The organism is Neptunomonas sp. (genome assembly GCF_041601355.1).
Taxonomy (GTDB): domain Bacteria; phylum Pseudomonadota; class Gammaproteobacteria; order Pseudomonadales; family Balneatricaceae; genus Neptunomonas.
On the sequence record NZ_JBFIIH010000152.1, the window covers coordinates 1 to 8,355 of the forward strand.

At 48.5% G+C, this 8,355-nt stretch carries 7 protein-coding genes; all 7 read left to right on the forward strand.

The window, feature by feature from the left end:
• Positions 1-593, forward strand: a 593-nt coding sequence (gene queA / locus ABY436_RS17500; RefSeq protein WP_372740219.1) for a tRNA preQ1(34) S-adenosylmethionine ribosyltransferase-isomerase QueA, incomplete at its 5' end; no start/stop codon positions are given.
• Positions 594-607: 14 nt separating this feature from the next.
• Complete coding sequence (tgt, locus tag ABY436_RS17505) at positions 608-1,729, forward strand: tRNA guanosine(34) transglycosylase Tgt (RefSeq protein ID WP_372740224.1); 1,122 nt, start codon at positions 608-610, stop codon at positions 1,727-1,729.
• Between the two features lie 28 nt (positions 1,730-1,757).
• The gene (gene yajC, locus ABY436_RS17510) at positions 1,758-2,093 is read left to right on the forward strand and encodes a preprotein translocase subunit YajC (RefSeq protein WP_090728908.1); all 336 of its coding nucleotides are present in this window, start codon (positions 1,758-1,760) and stop codon (positions 2,091-2,093) included.
• 68 nt (positions 2,094-2,161) lie between these two features.
• Positions 2,162-4,015 carry a protein translocase subunit SecD gene (gene secD, locus ABY436_RS17515; RefSeq protein ID WP_372740220.1) on the forward strand — a complete coding sequence of 618 codons (1,854 nt, stop codon included), beginning with the start codon at positions 2,162-2,164 and terminating at the stop codon, positions 4,013-4,015.
• Between the two features lie 11 nt (positions 4,016-4,026).
• Positions 4,027-4,953 (forward strand): protein translocase subunit SecF, encoded by a 927-nt coding sequence (gene secF / locus ABY436_RS17520; protein WP_372740221.1) that lies wholly within the window; start codon positions 4,027-4,029, stop codon positions 4,951-4,953.
• An 87-nt stretch (positions 4,954-5,040) separates the two neighbouring features.
• Complete coding sequence (gene rnr / locus ABY436_RS17525) at positions 5,041-7,575, forward strand: ribonuclease R (protein WP_372740222.1); 2,535 nt, start codon at positions 5,041-5,043, stop codon at positions 7,573-7,575.
• Positions 7,576-7,672: 97 nt separating this feature from the next.
• On the forward strand, positions 7,673-8,355 hold a 683-nt coding region (locus ABY436_RS17530; RefSeq protein ID WP_372740223.1), incomplete at its 3' end, for an ACT domain-containing protein.

Below are 8,355 nucleotides of genomic sequence, written 5' to 3' on the forward strand. Positions count from 1 at the left end.
AGCGTGAAGATCAGCTGGAAGACAGAGAGCGTTATCAAACGGTGTATAGCTCGCAGCCGGGTGCTGTCGCTGCGCCCACCGCAGGTTTGCATTTTGATGAGGCATTGCTGGCTAAGCTGGATGAAAAAGGCATTCAAAAAGCATTTGTCACCTTGCATGTGGGTGCGGGTACGTTCCAGCCGGTGAAGGTTGAACGTATCGAAGATCACATTATGCATGCCGAATATATCGAGGTGGATGAAACGGTGTGTGAAGCGGTGAGAGCAACCCGTGCCCGTGGTGGCCGCGTTGTCGCCGTGGGTACGACCAGTGTTCGCTCGCTTGAAAGCGCCAGCCAAAGCGGTGAGATTGAGCCTTTCTTTGGTGATAGCTCTATCTTTATTACGCCAGGATATGAGTTTAAAAGTGTCGATCTGCTCATCACTAATTTTCATCTCTCTGAGTCAACGCTGTTGATGTTGGTGAGTGCTTTTGCCGGGTATGCGCATACGATGCATGCCTATGCTGTGGCGGTGAAGGAAAGATATCGATTTTTTAGTTACGGTGATGCTATGTGTATCAGTCGTAAAACAGACACAACGGAGGCTTTGTGAGCCGTAACTGCTTTATGAAATTTGAGAAGATCGCGACACAGGGCAAAGCTCGTCGTGGTCGTATAACCTTTCCACGCGGTGTTGTTGAAACGCCAGCGTTTATGCCTGTTGGTACCTATGGCACGGTGAAAGGGATGTTGCCTAAAGATATTGAGGCGATCGGTGCGCATATGATTTTGGGAAATACTTTCCATCTGATGCTGCGCCCGGGTACTGAAATTATTCAGTTGCACGGTGACCTGCATGACTTTATGCAGTGGCAAGGGCCTATTTTGACGGACTCCGGTGGTTTTCAGGTGTTCAGTCTGGGTAAGATGCGTAAAATCACCGAGAAGGGGGTGACGTTCCAGTCGCCGGTGAATGGCTCCAAAGTTTTTATCGATCCTGAGCGTTCGATGCAGGTGCAGCGTGAGCTGGGTTCTGATGTGGTCATGATCTTTGATGAGTGTACGCCTTACCCTGCGACCGAAACGGAAGCGGCTGAGTCGATGCGTTTGTCGTTACGCTGGGCGAAGCGCTCTAAAGAGGCGCATGGCGATAGCCCTTCGGCACTGTTCGGCATTATTCAGGGCGGTATGTACGAGCATCTTCGTGATGAGTCGTTGGCTGGATTGACCGAGATCGATTTTGATGGCTATGCCATTGGTGGTTTGTCGGTAGGCGAGCCTAAAGACGAAATGGTTAAAGTGCTGGATCATCTGGCACACCAGATGCCTGAAGATAAGCCGCGTTACCTGATGGGTGTCGGCAAGCCGGAAGATCTGGTGGAAGGCGTACGTCGCGGTGTGGATATGTTCGACTGTGTTATGCCCACGCGCAATGCCCGAAATGCCCATCTGTTTGTGTCTACAGGGGTTGTAAAACTAAGAAACGCCTCCAATAAAACGGATACGCGTCCATTAGATGAAACTTGTGATTGCTATACCTGTCAGAATTTCAGTCGCGCTTATCTGCATCACTTGGATAAGTGTCATGAGATTTTGGGCGCGCAGCTAAATACTATTCATAACCTACGCTATTACCAGATATTGATGGCAGGTTTGCGTGCGGCTATTGAACAGGGTAAATTGGACGACTTTGTAACTGAGTTCTACAGCAATCGGGGTATGGAAGTGCCGCCGTTAGCCAAAAATTAATTTTAATTTCATAACGTTAGGAGTAGCAATGAGCTTCTTTATTTCCCCAGCTTACGCTGAAGCAGCAGGTGCTGCAGGAGAAATGGACCCGGGTTTTTTCAACATTATTTTTCTGTTGGGCTTTGGTTTAATTTTCTATTTCTTCATGTGGCGCCCACAGGCTAAACGTGCCAAAGAACATAAAGCACTGATCAATGATCTGGCCAAAGGTGATGAAGTGTTAACCGCTGGTGGTATCTTGGGCAAAGTTGTTAAGCTGAACGATGATTATGTGGTTCTGGAAGTAAGCGCTGGTACAGAGCTGACTTTCCAGAAAGTACACGTTGCAGCTGTATTGCCTAAAGGCACTCTGAAAAGTATCTGATACTTATGTTTGTTTGAAACGCCACTCTTATTAGTGGCGTTTTCGTTTGTATACAAGGAACGGGCACCATGCTCAACCGCTACCCTCTGTGGAAAAATCTACTTCTCATCTTTGTATTGCTGATTGGCGCGTTGTACGCATCCCCCAATCTGTATCCTGAAGATTATGCTGTGCAGCTGTCAGGAAATCGTGACATTCATCAGGTAGATCAACCACTGATGGATACCGTGATCTCTGCCTTAAAACGCGAAGGTTTGGCGTATAAAGAGGTTGAGCTGGCGAACAATAGTGGCTTGATTCGTTTTGCTGATGGTGAAACGCAATTGCGTGCCAAAAAGGTCATCAGTACTGCGGTGGGTGACAACTATGTGGTCGCACTTAACCTGGCAGCCACTACACCGGAATGGCTGGAATCGCTGGGCGCAGGCCCGATGAAACTAGGGCTTGATCTGCGTGGTGGTGTGCATTTCTTGCTGGAAGTCGACATGGCGACGGCTGTTGCACAGCGTCTTGATGTTTACGTTTCAGAAATCAAACTGAAGCTTCGTGAAGGAAAACTGCGTTATCGTTCGGTAGACCATCGTGAAGATGGTAGTTTGGAAGTGAAGTTTGCGGATGCAGAAATCCGCGATAGTGCCTTGGCATTGATGCGCAAAGACTATACCGAATTTCTCTATGAGACCGATGATAACGAAAATGGTCATTATCTGGTCATTACGCTGACTGAACAAACAACGAGTGCGATCGAAGATTATGCGATCAAGCAGAACCTGACAACCTTGCGTAATCGAGTCAATGAGCTGGGTGTCGCAGAACCGTTGGTACAGCGACAGGGGCGTAATCGTATTGTCGTTCAGCTGCCTGGTGTGCAAGATGCCGCCGCAGCGAAACGTATTATTGGTAAAACGGCTAATCTTGAGTTCAGGCTTGAAGCAAAATCAGATGTTAGCCGTGCATTGACCGAAACCTATGAGTTCCGCAATGAGCCAGGGCGCACGGCGGTGCTGGAGAGAGATATTATCATCACCGGCTCGAGTGTCTCGAATGCGCAGTCAACGTTTGACGAGAATGGCCAGCCTCAGGTGTCGATCACGCTCGATAGCAAGGGTGGGCAGCTGATGGGGCGTACCACGCGCAATGCGGTGAAGCGGCGTATGGCGGTGATTTTTGTTGAGCATAAAGCGCGCACTTTGATGGAAACTGTCGATGGTGAGCAGGTCGAGAGGCGTATCCCTTATATCGAGAAGAAGATTATCTCGCTGGCGACTATTCAGTCGGTACTGGGGTCTTCGTTTCGTATAACAGGTCTTGATGGCGGTGGTGAATCTTCAGAGCTGGCGCTGTTGCTACGCGCGGGTGCGTTGGCGGCTCCGGTGTATTTTGTTGAAGAGCGTACCGTTGGGCCGAGTCTGGGTGCTGAAAATATTAAACAGGGTATTACCTCAGTGCAGATAGGCTTTGCCCTGGTGTTGCTCTTTATGTTGGTGGTGTATCGGGTATTTGGCTTGCTGGCGAATATTGCCCTGTGTGTTAACTTGGTATTACTGGTGGCGGTCATGTCCTTGCTGTCGGCAACACTGACGCTTCCGGGCATTGCGGGTATCGTCTTAACCGTGGGTATGGCGGTTGATGCTAACGTGCTTATATTTGCGCGTATAAAAGAAGAACTGAAGAATGGTCTGCCGCCGCAGTCAGCTATTAATGCGGGTTTCGATCGTGCATTTACCACTATTCTTGATTCCAATATTACCACCTTGTTAGCCGCTGTAATTTTGTTTGCGATGGGAACCGGGCCGGTGAAAGGGTTCGCGATTACATTGTCGGTGGGTATTTTGACCTCAATGTTCACTGCAATTCTGGTGACACGAGCGTTAGTCAACTTAACCTATGGTGGCCGTCAGCTTAAGTCGCTGTCGATCTGAGGTAATTGAAAATGTCTGCACATTTAAAAACTTATAACTTCATGGGTTTGCGTAAGCTGGCCACGATTTTTTCTGTGATTTTATTGCTCGTCTCAATCGGCTCGATGGCGGTCCGTGGCCTGAACTTTGGCTTGGACTTTACCGGCGGTAGTTTGGTTGAAGTCGGTTATGAGCAGGAAGCGGATCTGAATAATATTCGTCTGCAATTACAGAATGCTGGTTTTGACGGCGCAGTGGTGCAAACCTTTGGCGCATCCACTGATATTCTGATTCGTTTGGGATCTGACCATGATCCTAAGTTGGGCGACAAAGTCTTGGCTGCGCTGCAGGAGGGTGAAACTCAGAGCATTGAGTTACGCCGAAATGAATTTGTCGGTGCTCAGGTCGGTGAGGAGCTGCGAGAGCAGGGCGGGCTGGGTTTGCTGCTCGCGCTGTTTATGATCATGGTCTATGTGTCATTTCGCTTTCAGCTTAAATTTGCTGTGGGTGCAGTGGTGGCACTGGCGCATGATGTCTTAATTGTTGTCGGCTTCTTTGCTTTGTTCCAGATTGAGTTTGATCTGACCGTGCTGGCAGCGGTGTTGGCGGTAATTGGTTACTCATTAAACGATACCATCGTTGTTGCCGACAGAATTCGGGAGAACTTCAGGAAGTTACGTAACGAAACTTCAATGGAGATCATGAATATCTCCCTTAATCAGACGTTGAGCCGAACCCTGATGACCTCGCTTACTACTTTGCTGGTGCTGGTTGCATTAGCGTTTTTTGGTGGTGAGATGATTCATGGTTTTGCGATTGCGCTGTTGGTGGGTGTGTTTGTGGGTACCTACTCTTCTATCTATGTGGCAGCAAACGCGCTCATTATGATGGGGCTTTGTAAGGAAGACTTAATACCACCGCCTAAAGATGATCAGGAAGCGATAGACGAGCTTCCATAAATATGAAAAACACAGGCCGGCATCTTGCCGGCCTGTTTGTTTATGCGACATACTGTTAAGAAAAGTAGTTCTATTGGATGGAAAGTCATGAGTAAAGATTGGACCCAGAATGATCCAGAAGCTCAGCGCGAAGCTGATAAATATCAGAATCCGGTACCGAGCCGTGAGTATATTCTTGATTTTTTGTTGAGCTGGGGGGCTCCAATCAGCCATGGCAGGCTATGTGCTGAACTGAAGGTTGACGACGAGGATGGGATAGAAGCGGTTTCCCGTCGGCTTAAAGCGATGTGTCGCGATGGTCAGTTAATGAGTAATCGTAAAAACGAGTTCGGTCTGATTAAGAAAATGGACCTTATCTCAGGGCGAGTGATTGGGCATCGTGATGGTTTTGGTTTTGTGAAACCGGATGAAGGCGGTAATGACTTGTTTATCAGCCCGCGACAGATGCGTCAGGTGTTTGATCGCGATCGCGTGGTGGTGCAGGAGATCGGCGTTGATCAAAAGGGGCGGCGCGAAGGTAAGATCGTTGAAGTGCTGGAACATTGTACGCATAAATTGGTAGGCCGTTTTAAAGGATCGGCTGGTTTCGGGCATCTGCGACCAGAAAATCAGCGTATTACGCAGCAGGTGATGGTGATTGCTGATCCTGAAAGTGCCCTGGTTTATGAAGATGATCAGCTGGTGGTCGTTGAACTTACTCAGCAACCAGGTAAGCGAAATATGCCACAGGGGCGTGTCATCGAAGTCCTCGGTGACCATATGGCTGCCGGAATGGAGATTCAGGTTGCCATCCATAACTATGATATACCGAATGAATGGCCTGATGCGATTCATCAGGAGATCGGTGATTTAACGCCCGAGGTTGAAGAATCAGCCAAGCTGAACCGTGTTGATTTACGCCATCTGCCTTTTGTTACCATTGATGGTGAAGATGCCCGTGATTTTGATGATGCTGTTTATGCAGAAGAAAAGGCCAGTGGCGGCTGGCGTTTGTGGGTCGCTATCGCCGATGTGTCCTGGTATGTACGGCCTGCTACGGCGTTAGATCAGGAGGCACACAAACGCGGCAACTCGGTCTATTTTCCTGAGTTTGTGGTGCCTATGTTGCCTGAGCTGCTATCCAATGGCTTATGCTCGCTAAATCCGAATGCGGATCGTTTAGCGATGGTCTGTGAGATGACTGTTAGTGCCGCAGGCGTTCTCTCTGGTTACCAGTTTTATGAAGCGGTTATCAACTCTCAGGCAAGGCTTACTTATACAAAAGTGGGTGCTATGTTGATGGAGCCTGAGTCAGATGACGGCGCTGCTTTGCGCAATGAGTACTCGCACGTTGTACCTCATCTGGAACATTTATATTCTTTATATTTTGCCTTGAGGGCCGCGCGCGTTAAACGCGGGGCGATTGATTTCGACACAACCGAAAGCCGTATGATTTTCGGTCCGCAAAGGAAGATTGAGCAGATCATCCCTGTGATACGAAATGACGCTCATAAATTGATCGAAGAATGTATGTTGTGCGCCAATGTGGCCACCGCACGCTTTCTCAGTAGTACCGATATGCCAACCCTTTATCGCGTACATGATGGCCCTAAAGTCGGCCGCCTGGAGAGCCTTAGAGCATATTTGGCAGAGCTGGGGCTTAATCTGGGGGGGGGGGATGAGCCGGATCCTAAAGATTATCAGCAGCTGGCTGAATGGATCGAAGAGCGTCCCGACCGGCATGTGATACAAACCATGATGTTGCGTTCTATGGCACAGGCTGTTTATAGCCCCGAGAATCATGGGCATTTTGGCTTGGCTTATCCTGCTTATACGCATTTTACATCGCCGATTCGTCGTTATCCTGATCTGCTGGTACACCGGGCTATTCGTGCCATGATTCATTCTGATTCACAGGCGCGTACGATTCGTCGTCCGGATGATTTCTCTCTGAATACTGATTTTCGCTATCGCTACACCACTGAGCAAGTGGTGCAGCTAGGTGAGCACTGTTCAATGACAGAGCGGCGTGCCGATGATGCTACCCGGGATGTCGAAGCGTGGCTCAAATGTGAGTTTATGCAGGATCAGGTAGGGCATGAGTATGAAGGTGTGGTTTCAGCGGTAACCGGCTTTGGGCTTTTCATCGAGCTTGAGTCTGTTTATATCGAGGGATTGATACATATCACCGCTTTGCCCAGTGATTATTATCACTTTGATGCGGCAAAACAAAGGTTGATAGGCGAGCGTACGCGTAAAGTGTTTAAGCTGGGTGATCGCTTGCGTGTGCAGGTTGCAAGAGTTGATCTGGATGACCGCAAAATAGATTTTGAATTGATCGGTACCTTAAATAGCGGCCAGGAAGTTAAAGCAAAAGTGAGTCAGCGGCAATTATTGGCTGAAGGTAAAATCGGCCCCGCAGGCGATCAGCCTAAGTCAAAAGAGCGAAGTGGCCGTGGCGGCTCTAAAGCGAAGACTGGCGCTAAGGCTAAGCGTGCGCATCAGGGATCGGCGCATAAAAAAGCGCATATGTCAGCGGCTGAAAGAGAAGTGGCGGCGCTTTCTAAAGGTGGCGAAGGGAAAAGCAAGAAAGCGCGCAAACGGCGTTCGAAAAAGACTAAAAAACCAACCTCAGCTAAGTGATCTGAAACCAGCAAGTGATTCATGGCGGATTTCCTTTGGTATAATCCGCCCATTATTTATTGGCATAATGTGTAGTTAAGCTGAACTGGAAGATTTGATGAAAGAGATTATCCTGTTAACGATATCCGGTGAAGATAAACCGGGTGTTACGTCCACTATAACGTCTATCCTGGCTGGCTTTCAGGTCAACATCCTGGATATTGGCCAAGCCGTAATTCACAATACCTTGTCTTTGGGTATTCTGATTGAAGTACCGCAAGTTTCAGAATCTTCGCCTATTTTGCGTGACCTTTTGTTCAAAACTCATGAGATGGATATGAAAGTGCGCTTTCAGCCTATCGATGAGGATGCGTATGAACAGTGGGTGACAGGTCAGGGTAAAGCGCGCCATATTATTACGCTGCTTGCGCGTAAAATTACCGCAGCGCAGATTGCGACAGTGACGGACGTGGCTGCTCAACATGGTCTTAATATCGATAAGATAACGCGTCTGTCCGGGCGTTTATCCTTGCTCAATGATGTGCCGGAAAAATCTAAGGCCTGCGTAGAGTTCTCGGTTCGGGGTGAAACGCCAGATATATCGCTGGTACAAAAAGAGTTTCTTCGTACGGCCAATGAGTTAGATGTGGATATCGCTTTTCAGGAAGATAATATATTCCGTAGACATCGCCGTTTAGTGGTGTTTGATATGGACTCGACGCTGATTGAAGCAGAAGTCATTGATGAGTTGGCTAAAGAGGCAGGTGTCGGCGATCAGGTTATTGAAATCACTGAAGCGGC